At 71.3% G+C, this 13,797-nt stretch carries 18 protein-coding genes and 1 pseudogene; 15 read left to right on the top strand and 4 right to left on the bottom strand.

Annotation, left to right across the window (positions count from 1 at the left end; all coding sequences use genetic code 11):
• Positions 1-14 precede the first annotated feature (14 nt).
• From tsaB to ACFFGE_RS09200, 8 genes are all read left to right on the top strand, one after another.
• Positions 15-677, top strand: coding sequence for a tRNA (adenosine(37)-N6)-threonylcarbamoyltransferase complex dimerization subunit type 1 TsaB (gene tsaB / locus ACFFGE_RS09235; protein WP_376836044.1), 663 nt, complete (start codon positions 15-17; stop codon positions 675-677).
• Positions 674-1,090, top strand: coding sequence for a ribosomal protein S18-alanine N-acetyltransferase (gene rimI / locus ACFFGE_RS09230; protein WP_376836043.1), 417 nt, complete (start codon positions 674-676; stop codon positions 1,088-1,090). The genes tsaB and rimI overlap by 4 nt, the downstream gene beginning before the upstream one ends.
• Positions 1,091-1,118: 28 nt before the next feature.
• Positions 1,119-1,592 carry a Fur family transcriptional regulator gene (locus ACFFGE_RS09225; protein ID WP_376836042.1) on the top strand — a complete coding sequence of 158 codons (474 nt, stop codon included), beginning with the start codon at positions 1,119-1,121 and terminating at the stop codon, positions 1,590-1,592.
• Between the two features lie 79 nt (positions 1,593-1,671).
• On the top strand, positions 1,672-3,087 hold the full coding sequence (gene miaB, locus ACFFGE_RS09220; RefSeq protein ID WP_376836040.1) for a tRNA (N6-isopentenyl adenosine(37)-C2)-methylthiotransferase MiaB: 1,416 nt from the start codon (positions 1,672-1,674) through the stop codon (positions 3,085-3,087).
• 4 nt (positions 3,088-3,091) lie between these two features.
• Positions 3,092-4,057 (top strand): PhoH family protein, encoded by a 966-nt coding sequence (locus tag ACFFGE_RS09215; RefSeq protein ID WP_376836039.1) that lies wholly within the window; start codon positions 3,092-3,094, stop codon positions 4,055-4,057.
• A complete protein-coding gene (gene ybeY / locus ACFFGE_RS09210) occupies positions 4,054-4,512 on the top strand; it encodes an rRNA maturation RNase YbeY (RefSeq protein ID WP_376836038.1) in 459 nt (152 codons plus the stop codon). The genes ACFFGE_RS09215 and ybeY overlap by 4 nt, the downstream gene beginning before the upstream one ends.
• Positions 4,509-6,107 (top strand): apolipoprotein N-acyltransferase, encoded by a 1,599-nt coding sequence (gene lnt, locus ACFFGE_RS09205; protein WP_376836037.1) that lies wholly within the window; start codon positions 4,509-4,511, stop codon positions 6,105-6,107. Before ybeY ends, lnt begins: the two co-directional genes overlap by 4 nt.
• 71 nt (positions 6,108-6,178) lie before the next feature.
• Positions 6,179-6,586: a helix-turn-helix domain-containing protein gene (locus ACFFGE_RS09200; protein WP_376836036.1), complete on the top strand. Its 408-nt coding sequence runs from the start codon at positions 6,179-6,181 to the stop codon at positions 6,584-6,586.
• An 18-nt stretch (positions 6,587-6,604) separates the two neighbouring features.
• Here the strand turns inward: ACFFGE_RS09200 and ACFFGE_RS09195 are convergent, their stop codons facing one another.
• A complete protein-coding gene (locus ACFFGE_RS09195; RefSeq protein ID WP_376836035.1) occupies positions 6,605-7,105 on the bottom strand; it encodes an S-type pyocin family protein in 501 nt (166 codons plus the stop codon).
• 126 nt (positions 7,106-7,231) lie between these two features.
• On the opposite strand from ACFFGE_RS09195, the gene coaBC reads away from it, so the two are divergent.
• Genes coaBC through ACFFGE_RS09180 form a run of 3 tightly spaced genes read left to right on the top strand, consistent with a single transcriptional unit; the run spans position 7,232 to position 9,333 of the window.
• Complete coding sequence (coaBC, locus tag ACFFGE_RS09190) at positions 7,232-8,455, top strand: bifunctional phosphopantothenoylcysteine decarboxylase/phosphopantothenate--cysteine ligase CoaBC (RefSeq protein ID WP_376836034.1); 1,224 nt, start codon at positions 7,232-7,234, stop codon at positions 8,453-8,455.
• Positions 8,452-8,901: a dUTP diphosphatase gene (gene dut / locus ACFFGE_RS09185; RefSeq protein ID WP_376836033.1), complete on the top strand. Its 450-nt coding sequence runs from the start codon at positions 8,452-8,454 to the stop codon at positions 8,899-8,901. The genes coaBC and dut overlap by 4 nt, the downstream gene beginning before the upstream one ends.
• 42 nt (positions 8,902-8,943) lie before the next feature.
• The gene (locus ACFFGE_RS09180) at positions 8,944-9,333 is read left to right on the top strand and encodes a hypothetical protein (protein WP_376836031.1); all 390 of its coding nucleotides are present in this window, start codon (positions 8,944-8,946) and stop codon (positions 9,331-9,333) included.
• Between the two features lie 4 nt (positions 9,334-9,337).
• On the opposite strand, the gene hslV is transcribed toward ACFFGE_RS09180, so the two are convergent.
• Positions 9,338-9,892, bottom strand: coding sequence for an ATP-dependent protease subunit HslV (gene hslV / locus ACFFGE_RS09175; RefSeq protein WP_376836030.1), 555 nt, complete (start codon positions 9,890-9,892; stop codon positions 9,338-9,340).
• A 172-nt stretch (positions 9,893-10,064) separates the two neighbouring features.
• Between hslV and ACFFGE_RS09170 the strand changes: the two genes are divergently transcribed.
• On the top strand, positions 10,065-10,463 hold the full coding sequence (locus ACFFGE_RS09170) for a BLUF domain-containing protein (RefSeq protein ID WP_376836156.1): 399 nt from the start codon (positions 10,065-10,067) through the stop codon (positions 10,461-10,463).
• A gap of 68 nt (positions 10,464-10,531) precedes the next feature.
• The gene (locus ACFFGE_RS09165; RefSeq protein WP_376836028.1) at positions 10,532-11,284 is read left to right on the top strand and encodes a HesA/MoeB/ThiF family protein; all 753 of its coding nucleotides are present in this window, start codon (positions 10,532-10,534) and stop codon (positions 11,282-11,284) included.
• Here the strand turns inward: ACFFGE_RS09165 and ACFFGE_RS09160 are convergent.
• A complete protein-coding gene (locus ACFFGE_RS09160; RefSeq protein ID WP_376836027.1) occupies positions 11,265-12,767 on the bottom strand; it encodes a CoA-acylating methylmalonate-semialdehyde dehydrogenase in 1,503 nt (500 codons plus the stop codon). The two genes, ACFFGE_RS09165 and ACFFGE_RS09160, sit on opposite strands and share 20 nt — an antisense overlap.
• Before the next feature lie 137 nt (positions 12,768-12,904).
• Here ACFFGE_RS09160 and ACFFGE_RS09155 point away from each other — a divergent pair, with 137 nt between their 5' ends.
• Positions 12,905-13,447, top strand: coding sequence for a response regulator (locus ACFFGE_RS09155; RefSeq protein WP_376836026.1), 543 nt, complete (start codon positions 12,905-12,907; stop codon positions 13,445-13,447).
• A gap of 4 nt (positions 13,448-13,451) precedes the next feature.
• On the opposite strand, the pseudogene ACFFGE_RS09150 reads toward ACFFGE_RS09155, so the two are convergent.
• Positions 13,452-13,529: pseudogene (locus tag ACFFGE_RS09150) on the bottom strand (chemotaxis protein CheW); the annotation flags it as partial.
• 8 nt (positions 13,530-13,537) lie between these two features.
• On the opposite strand from ACFFGE_RS09150, the gene ACFFGE_RS09145 reads away from it, so the two are divergent.
• Positions 13,538-13,795 carry a response regulator gene (locus ACFFGE_RS09145; protein ID WP_376836025.1) on the top strand — a complete coding sequence of 86 codons (258 nt, stop codon included), beginning with the start codon at positions 13,538-13,540 and terminating at the stop codon, positions 13,793-13,795.
• The last annotated feature ends 2 nt before the right edge of the window (positions 13,796-13,797 follow it).

Genomic DNA, 13,797 nt, shown 5'->3' with positions numbered 1-13,797 from the left:
CGAGGCCGTCGCTGATGCGCGGCCTTGTCATCGACACCGCGCTGGGGGCCCTCAGCGTGGCCGCCTTCGAGGGGCGGGCGATCCTCGCCGGCCGTCGCGAGCTGATGTCGAAGGGGCATCAGGAGCGGCTCGGCGGCCTCGTTCGCGACGTCGTCGCCGAGGCCGGGGGCTTCGACGACCTGGATCGGATCGCCGTGACGGTCGGACCGGGATCGTTCACCGGCCTACGGGTCGGGCTGGCGTTCGCCCTGGGGCTGGGCGCGGCCCTGGGGCGGCCGGTGGTCGGGGTCACGACCCTGGAGGCGCTCGCGGCTTCGGCGGCGGACGAGGGGCTGACCCTCGCGGCCATCGACGCGCGCCGGGGGGAGGTCTACGCCCAGTCGTTTCAGGACGGCCGCGCCGTCGCCGATCCCGCCGCCCATCGCCTGGACGCCCTGCCGCCGGAACTCTCGGACCCGCCGCCCCGCCGGATCGTGGGCTCCGGCGCGTCGCTGCTGGCGTCCGTCCTGCCGGCGGCGGAGCCCTTCGACCTCCCCGCGCCCAGCCTGGAGGGGCTCGTCGCCGCAGCGCTCCGGAGCGAGCGTCCGGCCCGACCGCTCTATCTGCGCGCGCCGGATGCGGCGACGCCCACCCGACGTCCGGGCCAGACGCGTCCGGGGCGCGAACCGAAGTCATGACGGAGCTCGCCGTCGCCCTGGCCCGCCTGCACGCCCGCGCCTTCGCCGATCCCTGGCCGGAGGACGCCTTCGCCCAGCTGCTGGCTCAGCCGACCACGCGTGTCCACGCCGCGCCGCACGGGTTCATCCTGACGCGGTTGACCGTCGACGAGGCCGAGATCCTGACCCTGGCGGTCGATCCGGAACGCCGCCGCGCCGGCATCGGCCGGGGCCTCATCGACGAAGCCGCCGCGGCCCTGGCCGCCGAGGGGGCGACCCGCCTGTTCCTGGAGGTGGCCGTCGACAACGTCGCGGCGCGCGCGCTCTACGCCGCGACCGGCTTCGCCGAGGCGGGCGTGCGGCGCGGCTACTACGCCCGTCCGGGCGGGGCGATCGACGCCCTGGTCCTGTCGCGCGAACTGAAGCTTCCCTGACAGGCGAACAGCGCCTATTTTCCGCGCCATGGATCGGATCGAGAAACTCTGCGTCGAGCGCGGCATGCGCATGACCGAACAGCGGCGCGTCATCGCCCGCGTGCTGTCCCAGGCCGAGGATCACCCGGACGTGGAGGAGCTGTACCGACGCGCCTCGGCCATCGACCCGCACATCTCGATCGCCACCGTCTATCGCACCGTGCGCCTGTTCGAAGAGGCGGGCGTGGTCGAGAAGCACGACTTCGGCGATGGCCGCAGCCGCTACGAAGAGGCCGGCGACGACCACCACGATCACCTGATCGACACCCGCACCGGGGACGTCATCGAATTCTTCGACGCCGAGATCGAGCGGCTGAAGAGCGAGATCGCCCAGCGGTTGGGGTTCGAGCTCGTGGGCCACAAGCTGGAGCTCTACGGCAAGCCGATCCCCGGCGCCTCGCCCGAGGATCGCGAGGGCCTGGTGTTCAAGCGGCATCGCCCCGGCGCCCAGGCCGCGTCCTGACGCCTCCCCGCCGCCGAAATCTTCGGCTAACGGGCGCATGTGATGGCGCGCGCGCGCCCGAGCGCCTAAGAGACCCCGCATGACCGACACCGCCCCGGCGGCCCGGGCGAACGGCGCGCCCAAGCGCCTGTTCATCAAGACCTACGGCTGCCAGATGAACGTCTACGACTCCGAGCGCATGGCCGACGTCCTGCGCCCGCTCGGCTATGCGCCGACGGATCAGGTCGAGGCGGCCGACTTCGTCATCCTGAACACCTGCCACATCCGCGAGAAGGCGGCGGAGAAGGTCTATTCCGAGCTCGGCAAGCTCAGGATGCTGAAGGAGGAGAAGGCGGGGGCCCTGACCATCGCCGTGGCCGGCTGCGTCGCCCAGGCGGAGGGCGAGGAGATCATGCGCCGCCAGCCGGCGGTCGATCTGGTGGTCGGCCCGCAGGCCTATCATCAGCTGCCGGAGCTTCTGACCCGCACCGCCCGGGCGCGGGGCGAGCGGATCGGCGCCGACTTCGCGCCGGATGAGAAGTTCGACGCCCTGCCCGTGGCGCGCGGGGTCGACGGCGTCACCGCCTTCCTCACCGTGCAGGAGGGCTGCGACAAGTTCTGCACCTTCTGCGTGGTGCCCTACACGCGCGGCGCGGAGTGGTCGCGACCGGTGGCGGCGGTGCTCGCCGAGGCGCGCGATCTGGCGGCGCGCGGCGTGCGTGAGGTCACGCTGCTGGGTCAGAACGTCAACGCCTATGACGGCGAGGGTCAGGACGGATCGCCGTCCTCGCTGGCGCGGCTGGCGCACGCCCTTGCGGAGATCCCGGGGCTGGAGCGCATCCGCTACACCACCAGCCACCCGAACGACTTCACCGACGACCTGATCGCCGCGCACCGCGACCTGCCGCAGCTGATGCCCTATCTGCACCTGCCGGTTCAGTCGGGCTCGGACCGCATCCTGCGGCTGATGAACAGGAAGCACGGGCGCCAGAAGTACTTCGACCTGATCGACCGTATCCGCGAGGCGCGGCCGGACATGGCGCTGTCGGGGGACTTCATCGTCGGCTTCCCCGGCGAGACGGATCGCGATTTCGAGGATACGCTCGATCTGGTGCGGCGGGTGAACTACGCCTCCGCCTTCTCCTTCATGTATTCGCCGCGCCCGGGCACGCCCGCCGCGAGCATGGCCGCGCCCGTGCCCGACGAGGTCTCCCGCGGCCGGCTGCATGCGCTCCAGGCGCTGTTGGTCCAGCAGCAGGTCGGCTTCAATGCGTCGCTCGCCGGGCGCGTCCTGCCCGTGCTGTTCGAGAAGAAGGGCCGCCACGGCCGCCAGGCCATCGGCCGCTCGCCCTATCTCCAGTCCGTGCACGTCGAGGCGGCGGATCATCTGATCGGTCGCATCGTCGAGGTCGAGATCGTCTCCGGCCAGCAGAACAGCCTGACGGGACGTCTGATCCAGACGCCGGCCGCGGATGAGGTTTCGCCCTTCCAGCGGCGAGCGGCAGGGGCGCTCTAGGGGAATGGCCCGCAGCTCCGAGTTCCTGTCCCTGGACGACGCCGCGCTTCGGGCCGTGATCGGACCGAACAGCCGGCACGTCGCCCTCATCGAGGACGCCTTCAAGGTGCTGATCGAGGCGCCGGGCGGGGGCGTGTCGATCAACGGGTCCGCCAAGGACCGGGCCCAGGCCAGGCGGGTGGTCGAGGACCTCGCCGAGCGCGCTGACGGGGGCGTCGAGATCACCGAGGCCGATGTCCGCGCCGCCCTGGCCGCATCGATGGACGGGGACAAGGGGCCCAAGGCCGGGGTGGCCCTGCCGGTCGGTCGGCGCGGCCCGATCGCGCCGAAGACGGCCGCCCAGGCGCGTTATCTCGAGACCCTGGCGAACTGCGAGTTGAGCTTCGGCGTCGGCCCGGCGGGGACGGGCAAGACCTTTCTGGCGGCCGCGTACGGCGCCTCCCTGCTGCGGCGCGGCCAGGTGGACCGCCTGGTCATCACCCGCCCGGCGGTGGAGGCCGGCGAGAAGCTGGGTTTCCTGCCCGGCGACCTGAACGAGAAGGTCGATCCCTACCTCGCGCCGATCTGGGAGGCGCTGAACGACATCCTGGGCCCGGACGACGTGCGGCGTCGGCGCGACAAGGGGGAGATCGAGGCCGCGCCGATCGCCTTCATGCGCGGCCGGACCCTGAGCCACGCCTTCATCATCGCCGACGAGGCGCAGAACCTGACCCGGCTGCAGATGAAGATGGTCCTGACCCGGCTGGGCGAGGGCGCGCGCATGGTCGTGACCGGCGATCCCAGCCAGGTCGATCTGGTCAACACCCGCGATTCCGGCCTGGCCCACGCCCTGTCGCTGCTGAGGGACGTCAAGGGCGTCGGGGTCATGACCTTCGAGGCGAGGGACGTGGTGCGCCACGCGATGGTGGAGCGGATCGTGCGCGCCTACGACGCCGACGCGGCGCGTCAGCGGGGCGAGGTGACGCCGTGATCTCCATCGAGGTCGAGGAAGCCGCCTGGACCGACGCCTTGCCGGACGTCGAGGTTCGTGCGGAAGCCGCCGCCCGCGCCGCCGTCGTCGCCGCCCGGGTCGAGGGCGAGCTCACGATCCTGCTGACCGACGACGCGACCCAGGCCGAGCTGAACCAGCGGTTTCGCGCCAAGTCCGGCTCCACCAACGTGCTGTCCTTTCCCGCCGCGCCGCAGCCGGGCGCGAAGGTGCTCGGCGACCTGTCGCTGGCCTATGGGGTCTGCGCGGCTGAAGCCGAGGCGCAGGGCAAGAGCCTGGGCGATCACCTGTCGCATCTGGTGGTCCACGGCGTGCTGCACCTCGCCGGTCGCGACCATATGAGCGAGGCCGAGGCCGAGGCGATGGAGGCGGAGGAGCGGACGATTCTCCAGGCGCTCGGCGTCGCCGACCCCTATGTGGCGGAGCGGGCGGCGTGAGGGTCAGGCTGAACCTCCAGGCGCTCGCCCGCGTCGCGGCGGCGCTGGGCTGCGGCGCGCTCGCGGCGCTCGCCCATCCGCCCTTCGGCCTGTTGCCGGGGCTGCTCGGCTACCCGGCTCTCATGCTGCTGGCGGACCGGTCCAGCGGCGTGAAGGGCGCCGCCTGGATGGGCTGGCTGGCGGGCTTCGCCTATTTCCTGATCAGCACCTGGTGGGTGGCCGAGGCCTTCCTGGTCAATCCCGCCCAGGCCTGGATGGCGCCCTTCGCCGTGGCGCTGCTGCCCGCCGGGGTCGGGCTGTTCTGGGCCGGGGCGCTGGCGCTCCATCGCCGCATCTCGCCGCCGGGGCTGACGCGGATCCTGACCTTCTCGGCGATCTTCGTCGTCTTCGAGTGGCTGCGCGGCCATGTGCTGACAGGCTTTCCCTGGAACCCGCTGGGGGCGACCTGGGGCGCCGGCTCGCCGATGTCCCAGGCGGCTTCGGTCGTCGGCGTGTACGGCCTGTCCCTGATCACGCTGGTCGGCGTGTCGGCGCTGCCGGCGCCGGTGCTCGCGGGCACGCGCAAGGCGCGGGCCGGGGCGCTGCTGGCGGGCGTGGCTCTCATCGCCGGGGTCTGGCTCGCGGGGGCCTGGCGCCTGTCGAGCGCCCAGCTCCAGCCGACCGACACCCTGCTGCGCATCGTCCAGGCCGATGTGAGGCAGGAGACCAAATGGAGCCCCGAGGCCTACGAGGGCATCGTCCGGCGCTACATCAACCTGACCGCGCGGCCGGGGGCGGCGACGCCGGACATCGTGATCTGGCCCGAAGGCGCGCTGCCGGCGCTGGCCAACGACGTGTTCGCGCCGGGCGCGCCGGAAGCCCAGGCGATGGCGCGCGCGCTCCTTCCGGGGCAGACCCTGCTGGTCGGACTGGGACGGGCCGAGGCCGGCGAGGACGGCGTGGTGCGCTATCATAACGCCCTGTTCGCCCTGCATGACGAGGGCGCGGACGGCCTCAGGATCGCGGCGGTCTACGACAAGCACCGTCTGGTGCCTTTCGGCGAGTACCTGCCGCTCGGCGAGCTGATGAGCGGCATCGGCCTGCGCAGCCTGGTGCACGTGCCGGCGGACTTCACCCCGGGCCCGCGGCCCGCGCCCATCGCCCTGCCCGGGGCGCCGAACGTTCAGCCGCTGATCTGCTACGAGAGCCTGTACCCCGGCTTCACGCCGGGAGGCGCCGACCGCCCGGCCTGGATCGTCAATGTGTCGAACGACGCCTGGTTCGGCGCGTCGTCGGGCCCGTTGCAGCACCTGAACCTGGCGAGTTTCCGGGCCATCGAGACCGGCCTGCCGATCGTGCGCTCGACCCCGACCGGAGTGTCCGCCGTCATCGACCCGTGGGGCCGGGTGGTCGAGGGCGAGCGGCTGGACTCCGGCGAGAGCGGCGTGATCGACGCCCGGCTGCCGGCGCCGACCCGGGCCACGCTCTACGGGCGCTTCGGCGATCTGATCCTGCTGGCCCTGCTCCTCGCCCTGCTCAGTCCCGCCGCCGCGGACGTGCTCCGTCGTCGGAGGAAGCGGCCCCTCGAGTCTGCATCGCCCGCCGTCTCGCCATGAGCGGGAATTCACGTGACTTCAGGGGTCGCGACGGGCATTCACATACACTTCGAGAACGGACGTAACGCGAGATGGCGAGAAGCGGAGAGGACGGCCCCCACCCCGTCGACCGGCATGTGGGGCGGCGTGTGGCAGAACGGAGGATCGCGCTCGGCTACAACCAGTCCGACCTCGGCCGCGCCCTGGGCGTGACCTTCCAGCAGGTGCAGAAATACGAGAAGGGCTCCAACCGCATCTCGGCGTCGAAGCTCTGGCAGGTGGCCCAGTTCTTCAAGGTCGATCCCGCCTACTTCTTCGAGGGCCTTTACGCCCAGCCCGGCATGGCCGAGGGCGAGGGTCAGGCGTTCGAGCACGACTTCCCGTCGACCCGGCACACGATCGAGATCGCGCGCCTGGCGCCGCGCCTGACGCCGGACCGGCAACGGCTCGTGGCCGATCTGGTGCGGCAGTTGGCGGGCGAGTCGGACGCCGAACGCTGATCCGGCGTCCGGTCGCGATCAGTTCGAGGCGCGTCGCTGCCCGAAGGTCGGCGCCCGCGCCTTCTGCTCCTCCCAGTAGGCCGCCCCCTCGTCCGGCTTGAACATGGTGCGCGCCACGCCGTCGGCGTCCACGACGGCGAAGGTGTTGGTCGAGGCCTGGTATAGTAGGACGTCCCCGTTCGGCCGCGTCGCGCGTTCCACGTCGGACGGCGTGCGCTTGGTGAAAGCCTCGACCTGCGCCAGATAGGCCTCTGGCGTACGCGCCCCGAAATCCGCTCCGTTGCGTTCGAACAGACGACGGACCTTCTCGTCGACGCTCTCGCTCCGGTTGGCCGTCAGGGCCGCCGGGGCGATTTCCGCCGGCGCGGCCGCGGCCGCGGCCGTCGCCGAGGCGAACTGCGCGGCGGTCTCGACACCCGCCTGAGCCGCGCGATCGCGCGTCGCGACCGCCGACGTCGGGCTGTCGCAACCCGCCAGCAGCAGGGCGGCCGCCGCGCCGCCCAGGATGAGTCTGTTCATGTCACGGCCCTCCACAAGCTCCCGCCACCGAACCTAATCACAGCCTGAGTGTTCGTGCAATGTTCCATATCGCCGTTCGTTGTCCTCGGCTCGACGTGGTGAGCCGACGCGGCTAAGGCTGCGGCCATGGACCTGGCCGGCAAGCGCATCCTGCTCGTCGTGGGCGGCGGCATCGCCGCCTACAAGGCGCTGGAGCTGATCCGCCTGCTCGCCAAGGCGGGCGCCGAGACGCGCGTGATCCTCACGGAGGCCGGGGCCAGGTTCGTGACGCACCTGTCGCTGGCGGCCCTGACCGGTCACCCGGCCCGCATGGCGCTGTTCGAGCCCGACGAGGAGACGGCGATGGGCCATATCGAGCTGTCGCGCTGGGCCGATCTGGTGGTCGTGGCGCCCGCGACGGCGGGGCTGATCGCCAAGGCGGCGAACGGTCTGGCCGACGACCTCGCCTCCACCACCCTGATCGCCACCGACAAGCGGGTGCTGATGGCTCCGGCGATGAACGTGCGCATGTGGCAGCATCCGGCGGTTCAGGCGAATACGGCTCGTCTCAAGGGCTTCGCGGACCCCGGCGTCGCCTTCGTCGGCCCGGACGACGGCGAGATGGCGTGCGGCGAGTTCGGGCCCGGGCGCATGGCCGAGCCGGCGGAGATCCTCGAGGCGATCCGCGCCGAGCTGTCCGGCCCGGCGGCGCGCCCGCTGGTCGGCCTGAGGGCGCTGGTCACCGCCGGGCCGACGTTCGAGCCCATAGATCCCGTGCGGGGCCTGACCAACCGGTCGTCGGGCAAGCAGGGCTACGCCATCGCCGCCGCCCTGGCCCGGCGCGGGGCCGAGGTGACGCTGGTGTCGGGACCGGTCGCGCTGGACGCCCCGCCGGGCGTGCGCCGCGTCTTCGTCGAGACCGCGCTTCAGATGAAGACGGCCAGCGACGCCGCCCTGCCCGTGGATGTCGCGGTCATGACCGCCGCCGTCGCCGACTGGCGCCCGGACCAGGTCGCCACCGGCAAGATCAAGAAGGCGCCGGGCGGTCCGCCGTCGCTGGCCCTGACCGAAAACCCGGACATTCTCGCGGGCCTGGCCGCCACGGGGCCGAGGCGGCCGCGTCTGGTCGTCGGCTTCGCCGCCGAGACCGAGAACCTGATCGCCAACGCCCGGGCCAAGCTGAGTCGCAAGGGCTGCGACTGGATCGTCGCCAACGACGTCAGCGCCGACGTTTTCGGAGCCGACGGCAACGCCGCGACCCTGATCACCGCCGAGGGCGAGGAGAGCTGGCCGCGTCGGTCCAAGGCCGAGCTGGCCGAGGCCCTGGCCGACCGCATCGCCGCCCATCTTACGACACCGGGAGCCCCATGACGCGCGTCCTGTTCCACCGCCTGCCGCACGCCGAGGGTCTTTCCCTGCCCGCCTACGAGACCGCCGGGTCCGCCGGCATGGACCTTCGGGCGGCTGTGCCGGAGGATCAGCCGGTGACGCTGCCCCCCGGCGCGCGGGCCCTGGTGCCCACCGGACTTAAGATGGCGCTCGAGCCCGGCTTCGAGGCCCAGGTGCGGCCACGCTCGGGCCTGGCGTTGAAACACGGGATCACCTGCCTGAACAGTCCGGGCACCATCGACGCCGACTATCGCGGCGAGGTGGGGGTGATCCTGGCCAACCTGGGCCAGGAGCCCTTCGTCATCCGTCGCGGGGAGCGCATCGCACAGATGGTGATCGCGGCCTGCGTGCAGGCGGCCGTCAGCGAGGTCGAGAGCCTGGACCAGACCGCGCGCGGCGAGGGCGGTTTCGGCTCCACCGGCCGCTGACGGAGCTTAAGGCGCAGCTTCGCGTTAACCCTCCCGGCCGCCGTGGCCGCAGACGAGGGAGACGAGACCGTGGAGCAGCTGTTCGACTCGATCGCCGCCTTTCTGGGCGGCCTGTTCGCCCTGGCCCAGGGGGGCTTCGACGGGGTCAATCAGGTGATGGGGCTGATCATCGCCCTGATCGCCGCGATCCTGATGCCGGCCTGGCGCTCGCTGTGGGGCACGGCGCTCGGCGCCGCCCTGGTGCATGTGATCGTTCAGACGATCCGTCCCGCGCTCGACGGCGGCGCGATCAGCTTGCCGCCGCTCATGACGGTCGCCTTCTGGATGACTATGCTCGCCCTGTTCCTGGGCTACGCCATCGTCATCGCGGTGTTCTTCTTCCTGAAGACCCTGGTGAGCGGAGGCGCGCGCCGAACCGCCCGGGCGCACTAACCCATCAGTCGCCCAGCGTCTCCACGGTGAGGTTGCCGTTGGTGTAGACGCAGATGTCGGCGGCGATCGCCATGGCCTTACGGGCGATCGCCTCGGCGTCCAGGTCCGTGTGGTCGATCAGCGCCCTCGCGGCGGACAGGGCGTAGTTGCCGCCGGAGCCCACCGCCGCGACCCCGTGCTCGGGCTCCAGCACGTCGCCGACCCCGGTGACGGTGAAGATGCTCGACGCGTCCGCCACCAGCAGCATCGCCTCCAGTCGCCGCAGATAGCGATCCGTGCGCCAGTCCTTGGCCAGGTCCACGCAGGCGCGCGCCAGCTGGTCCGGATACTGCTCCAGCTTGGTCTCCAGCCGCTCGATCAGGGTGAAGGCGTCGGCCGTGGCGCCCGCGAACCCGGCGATGACCTTGCCGCCCGCCAGCCGGCGCACCTTGCGGGCGGCGCCCTTCACCACGGTCTGCCCCATGGAGACCTGGCCGTCGCCGGCGATCACGGTGCGACCGTCCTTTCGCACCGCCAGGATCGTGGTGCCGTGCCAGTCGGGAAAGTTGCTCGCGCTCATGGCTGACAGATGGCGCGACGCGACTCTGGCCGCAAGTGAATGAGAATCTATCTCGCATATCGGCGGAATCCCGCCCAATTCTTGCCACTGGAAACGGTTACGTTTGCAAAATAGGTCGTCATAACCCAGTCCGGGCGGCCATTCGACCTCGCAAGGAATTCCGCCCGTGTTGATGCGCGCCCTCTATGTCAGCGCCGCCGTCGGCGACGCCGGCCGATCGCTGGCGACGCTCGCCGAAATCCTCGGCCAGTCCGATCGCAACAACCGGCGCGACCACGTGTCGGGCGTGCTGGCGCGGCACGAGGGCCTGTTCCTCCAGGCGATCGAGGGTGCGCGGATCGATCTCGACCGACTGCTCGAGCGGCTGCGTCGCGATCCCCGGCACGACGATGTGCGCCTGCTGGCTTACGGGCCGGCGAGCGAGCGCGCCTTCGCGGCCTGGGGCTTGGCCCTGGCGGACGTCTCCAGCGATCCCGGCCTGGCGAAGGGCCGGCGGCTCGACGAGCTGACGCCTGACGACGCGCTCGCCATCCTGAAGCGCGCCGCGACCCGCATTCCCGTCGCCGCGTGACGCGCCGGACGCAGCGCGCCTGACGAAGCGCGCCTGACGAAGCGTGCCTGACGCTGTAGACCGCCGTCATGAGCTTCTCCGACGACGAGGTCGAACGCTACGCCCGCCACCTGGTGCTGGCCGAGATCGGCGGCCCCGGGCAGCAGGCGCTGCGGCGCTCGACGGTGGCCGTGGTCGGCCTGGGCGGCGTCGGCGGGCCGGCGGCGCAGTATCTGGCTGCGGCCGGGGTCGGGACGTTGCGCCTGATCGACCCGGACAGGGTCGGCCTGTCGAATCTTCAGCGCCAGGTTCTGTTCGCGACGGACGACATCGACCGCGCCAAGGTCGAGGTCGGCCGGGACCGGCTGCGCGACCTCAATCCGCACGCCCGGATCCAGGCGGTCGGCGAGGCCCTGGAAACCTCGAACGCCGCCGCCCTGCTGTCGGGCGCCGACGTCGTGATCGACGGCACGGACGACTTCGCCACGCGGTTCGCGGTCAATGCGGCCTGTCTGAAGCTGGGCGTCCCGCTGGTCTCCGGCGCGCTGGGCCGCTGGAGCGGACAGGTGGGGGTCTTCACCGGCCGTCCCTGCTATCGCTGCCTGACGCTGGAGGCCCCGCCGGACGCGGAGACCTGCGCCCGCGTCGGCGTGGTGGGCGCGCTGGCGGGCGTCGTCGGCGCCATGACCGCGCTGGAGGCGATCAAGCTGATCGCCGGGGCGGGCGCGCCGCTGACGGGGCGTCTGCTGGTCTACGACGGCCTGAACGGGACCAGCCGGGTGGCGAGCATCGCCGCCGACCCGGCCTGCCCCGACTGCGGGCTCAGCGCATCGTCGGAATGACGAACGAGCTGTCGGCGTGCTCCAGCGCGCTGTCGGGCCAGCGGGCGGTGACGGTCTTGGTCTTGGTCCAGAAGCGGACGCCCTCCATGCCGTGCTGGTTGATGTCGCCGAACGCCGAGCGCTTCCAGCCGCCGAAGGTGTGATAGGCGACCGGCACCGGGATCGGCACATTGATGCCGACCATGCCGACGTTGACCCGGGCGGCGAAGTCGCGCGCCGCCCGGCCGTTCTGGGTGAAGATGGCGACGCCGTTGCCGTACTGGTGCCGCGACGGCAGGCTGAGCGCCTCCTCGAAGCTGTCGGCGCGGACGATCTGCAGCACCGGGCCGAAGATCTCCTCGCGATAGCTCTCCATCGTCGGCTTGACGTGGTCGAACAGGGACGGGCCGACGAAGTAGCCGTTCTCATGGCCTTGCAGGGAGAAGCCGCGCCCGTCGACGACCAGTTCGGCGCCTTCCTCGACCCCCTTGGCGATCCAGCCCTCCACGCGGGCCTTGTGCTGGGCGGTGACGACGGGGCCGTAGTGGGCGCCGGCATCGGTCGAGACCCCGACCCGCAGCGCAGCGATCTCGGCCACCATGCGCTCGCGCAGCTCATCGGCCGTCTTCTTGCCGACGGGAACGACGACCGGCAGGGCCATGCAGCGTTCGCCCGCCGAGCCGAAGGCGGCGCCGGACAGATCCTTGATCACCTGGTCCATGTCGGCGTCGGGCAGGACGACGCCGTGGTTCTTGGCCCCGCCCATCGCCTGGACGCGCTTTCCGTGCTCGGCGCCCATCCGATAGACGTAGTGGGCGATGTCGGACGAGCCGACGAAGCTGACCGCATGGATCAGCGGGTGGGTCAGGATGGCGTCGACCGCCGCCTTGTCGCCATGGACGACGTTCAGCACGCCCTCAGGCGCACCCGCCTCCATCATCAGCTCGGCCAGACGCACCGGCACGGACGGATCGCGCTCCGACGGCTTCAGCACGAAGGTGTTGCCGACCGCGATGGCGACCCCGAACATCCACATCGGGATCATGGCGGGGAAGTTGAACGGGGTGATGCCCGCCACGACGCCCAGCGGCTGGCGCATGGAATAGACGTCGATGCCGGGCCCGGCGCCCTGGGTGTATTCGCCCTTGAGCGCGTGGGGGATGCCGCAGGCGAACTCTATGACCTCCAGGCCCCGCTGGATGTCGCCCTTGGCGTCGGCGATGACCTTGCCGTGCTCCGACGAGAGCAGGTGGGCCAGCTCGTCCATATTGGCCTCGACCAGGCGCTTGAACTCGAACATCACCCGCGCGCGGCGCTGGGGGTTGGTCGAGGACCAGGCCTCGAACGCGTTTTGCGCCGCCTGGACGGCGCGATCGACCTCACCCTCGGTGGCCAGCTGGACCCGGGCCTGAACCTGGCCGGTGTTGGGGTCCATCACGTCGCCGAAACGGCCGGAGCCGCCGACGAAGGCCTTTCCGGAGATGAAGTGGGCGATCTCGCGCATGGTCCTGAGGTTCCCGTGTTCTGGTTGTTGGCGGGCGGTTTAGCGGGGGGCCGCGATCAACGCCAGCGGAGCGGCGCCCACACGATGCCTTTACGGGTTTTCATGCAGGGTGCGGCTTCCTCTCCGTGGAGCCCCCCTTGAGCCTGCTCGCCCCGACACAGGAAGCCGAAAGGCCGATCACCGTCCTTGTGGTGGACGACTCCGCCGTCGTGCGCGGCCTGATCATCGCCGAGCTGGAGAAGGGCGGCGACATTCGCGTCGTCGGCCGCGCCTCCAACGGTCAGATCGCCATCGCCGAGGCGGAGCGCCTCAAGCCCGACGTGGTTGTCCTGGACCTCGAGATGCCGGTGATGGACGGGATGACGGCCCTGCCCGGTCTGATCAAGGCGCATCCGGACGTGCGCATCGTGGTCGCCTCGACCCTCAGCCAGCGCAACGCTCGGATCAGCCTGGAGGCGCTTCAGGCCGGCGCCCACGACTATGTGCCCAAGCCGGGCGCCGGGTCGCTGGTGGCGGCCGAGGCCTTCCATGCGGAACTGGGCTTGAAGGTCCGGGCTCTGGGGCGCGCGCGCAGACCCTCGACGCCGCGCCCCGTGGGCCTGCCCCCGCGCACGCCTCCGGCCGGTCGGGCGCGTCCTGCGGCGGCAGACCGAGACGGCGACGCATGTCGATGGCGGTGACGATCCGCCCGCGAAGGTTCAGGACGCCCGCGACCTCGCACGGCGCCAGCGGGACGTGGTTCAGGGGCGCCTCGGCGACCACGTCCTGCAATGCTGCGGTCGAAGCCCTACGGACTAGTTCTGTCGGACTGGAACACGCAGCCCATGACTGGACTGGAGCTGCTCAAGGAGGTGCGCGCCGACAAGCGCACCAGAGCAACCCCGTTCGTCATGGTCACCGCCGAGGCCAAGGCCAAGGCCGAGAACGTGGTGGCCGCGCGCCAGGCCGGGGCCAACAACTACGTCATCAAGCCGTTCACGCTCGCGGTGCTCAAACAAAAGCTGACCTCCGTGCTCGGGGAGATCTGACC

The organism is Brevundimonas balnearis (assembly GCF_042434805.1).
GTDB classification, from domain to species: Bacteria; Pseudomonadota; Alphaproteobacteria; order Caulobacterales; family Caulobacteraceae; genus Brevundimonas; species Brevundimonas balnearis.
Note: the sequence above shows the minus strand (reverse complement) of the source record. Positions and strands in the feature narration are given on the sequence as shown.

Excerpts from the sequence above, each read along its gene's own strand:
- tsaB (WP_376836044.1), top strand. The coding sequence starts at position 15 with ATGCGCGGCCTTGTCATCGACACCGCGCTGGGGGCCCTCAGCGTGGCC.
- rimI (WP_376836043.1), top strand. The coding sequence starts at position 674 with ATGACGGAGCTCGCCGTCGCCCTGGCCCGCCTGCACGCCCGCGCCTTC.
- ACFFGE_RS09225 (WP_376836042.1), top strand. The coding sequence starts at position 1,119 with ATGGATCGGATCGAGAAACTCTGCGTCGAGCGCGGCATGCGCATGACC.
- miaB (WP_376836040.1), top strand. The coding sequence starts at position 1,672 with ATGACCGACACCGCCCCGGCGGCCCGGGCGAACGGCGCGCCCAAGCGC.
- ACFFGE_RS09215 (WP_376836039.1), top strand. The coding sequence starts at position 3,092 with ATGGCCCGCAGCTCCGAGTTCCTGTCCCTGGACGACGCCGCGCTTCGG.
- ACFFGE_RS09200 (WP_376836036.1), top strand. The coding sequence starts at position 6,179 with ATGGCGAGAAGCGGAGAGGACGGCCCCCACCCCGTCGACCGGCATGTG.
- ACFFGE_RS09195 (WP_376836035.1), bottom strand. The coding sequence starts at position 7,105 with ATGAACAGACTCATCCTGGGCGGCGCGGCGGCCGCCCTGCTGCTGGCG.
- coaBC (WP_376836034.1), top strand. The coding sequence starts at position 7,232 with ATGGACCTGGCCGGCAAGCGCATCCTGCTCGTCGTGGGCGGCGGCATC.
- dut (WP_376836033.1), top strand. The coding sequence starts at position 8,452 with ATGACGCGCGTCCTGTTCCACCGCCTGCCGCACGCCGAGGGTCTTTCC.
- hslV (WP_376836030.1), bottom strand. The coding sequence starts at position 9,892 with ATGAGCGCGAGCAACTTTCCCGACTGGCACGGCACCACGATCCTGGCG.
- ACFFGE_RS09170 (WP_376836156.1), top strand. The coding sequence starts at position 10,065 with ATGCGCGCCCTCTATGTCAGCGCCGCCGTCGGCGACGCCGGCCGATCG.
- ACFFGE_RS09165 (WP_376836028.1), top strand. The coding sequence starts at position 10,532 with ATGAGCTTCTCCGACGACGAGGTCGAACGCTACGCCCGCCACCTGGTG.
- ACFFGE_RS09160 (WP_376836027.1), bottom strand. The coding sequence starts at position 12,767 with ATGCGCGAGATCGCCCACTTCATCTCCGGAAAGGCCTTCGTCGGCGGC.
- ACFFGE_RS09145 (WP_376836025.1), top strand. The coding sequence starts at position 13,538 with ATGCTGCGGTCGAAGCCCTACGGACTAGTTCTGTCGGACTGGAACACG.